This is a genomic window from Aminobacter sp. P4_H6_2 (assembly GCF_056400805.1).
Map to the genome: position 1 here is coordinate 1 of NZ_JBFUKO010000892.1, position 1,655 is coordinate 1,655.

The 1,655-nt window shown below is 60.1% G+C and carries 1 protein-coding gene; it reads left to right on the forward strand.

The features are described 5' to 3' along the window. A partial coding sequence (locus AC1DUU_RS31400; RefSeq protein WP_476787206.1) for an ABC transporter substrate-binding protein occupies nucleotides 1-1,585 on the forward strand: 1,585 nt, incomplete at its 5' end. Between the last annotated feature and the right edge of the window lie 70 nt (nucleotides 1,586-1,655).

Genomic DNA, 1,655 nt, shown 5'->3' on the forward strand with positions numbered 1-1,655 from the left:
GTTCAAAACCTTGTCCTTGACCGCGATGCTGATGCTCGGCGTGTCCACAGCAGCACTTGCGGAAGAGCCGCGCTCAGGCGGCGTGCTCAATTTCGTGGCCCCTTACGGCTCCAGCTTCGCCACACTCGACATCCACGCCACGCCCCAGACTCAGGACGAATTCTACGCCAAGGCGATCCATCGCAGCCTTTACAGCTGGGATTCGCTTAAGAATGAACCCGTGCTCGAGCTGGCAACCAGCGTTTCGGTGTCCGACGACGGCAAGGTCTACACCTACAAGCTGCGCGACAACGCCTTCTTCCACAACGGCCGCAAGATGACCGCCGATGACATCATCTGGTCCTACAAGCGCCTTGCCACGCCCTCCAACGCCTTCCCCGGCGCCCGCTACATCGCCGACATCGAAGGCGCCGATGCCTTCGCCAGCGGCAAGGCGACCGAGATTTCTGGCCTGAAGAAGATCGACGATTTGACGCTGGAGATCACCTTCACCGCGCCGATCAATCCCGGCTTCAACCTGATGCGCACCAACGCGGCCATCTATCCCGCCGACATCGGCGACAAGGCGGCGACCCATCCGATCGGGCTTGGGCCTTTCAAATTCGTCGAGCACGTGCCGGGATCGCGCATCGTGGTCGAGAAGTTCGACAAGTTCTACGAGCAGGGCAAACCCTACCTCGACAAGATCAACATCGTGATCATGGAAGATTCCGCGGCCCGCGACGTTGCCTTCCGCAATCAGGAAATCGACGTGACGGTGCTGGGGCCGACCCAGTATGTTGCCTATCAGGGCGATGCCGCACTGTCCAAGAACATCCTGGAAGTGGCCGAAGGCTACACCCGCAATGTCGGCTTCAACCCCAATTTCGCACCCTTTGCCGACAAGCGCGTGCGGCAAGCGATCAACTACGCCATCGACACCAAGCTGATCGTCGAGCGGCTTGCCAAGAACAAGGCCTACCGCGCGGTGAGCTGGCTGCCATTGTCGTCTCCGGCCTATGACACCACAGCCCAGCCCTACGCCTACGATCCGGAAAAGGCCAAGGCGCTGCTGGCAGAGGCCGGCTTCGACAAGGGCTTCGAGTTCGAACTCACGGCAACGCAGAATGAAAGCTGGGGCCTTCCCATTGTCGAAGCGATCATTCCGATGCTGGCCAAGGTTGGCGTCACAGTGAAGGCCAAGCCGGTCGAAGCGTCCGTCCTGTCCGAAGTCGTGCCGGCGGGCGACTTCCAGGCTTATATGTGGTCGAACGAGAGCGGACCTGATGCGCTCGCAGCACTGCAGTGCTTCTATTCGAAGACCGCGCAAAGCGCCTGCAATTACTCCAACTACAAAAACCCCGAATTCGACAAGCTGTTCGAGGCGGCCCAGACAGAGCGTGACCAGACGGCCAAGACCGAACTTCTGAAGAAGGCCAACAACTTCCTGCAGGAAGAAGCGCCGGTCTGGTTCTTCAACTACAACAAGGCGGTCATGGCCTATCAGCCCTGGCTGCATGGCCTGAAGCCGAACGCTACCGAGCTGGCCATCCAGGACTACGAAGATCTCTGGATCGACGAGACCGCGCCCGCTTCGCGGAAGTAACCTCCATCATAACTAAGAGTCCCCGACCCGCTGCCTGCGGGTCGGGAGAACGGGAGGGGTCTGCCCGGAT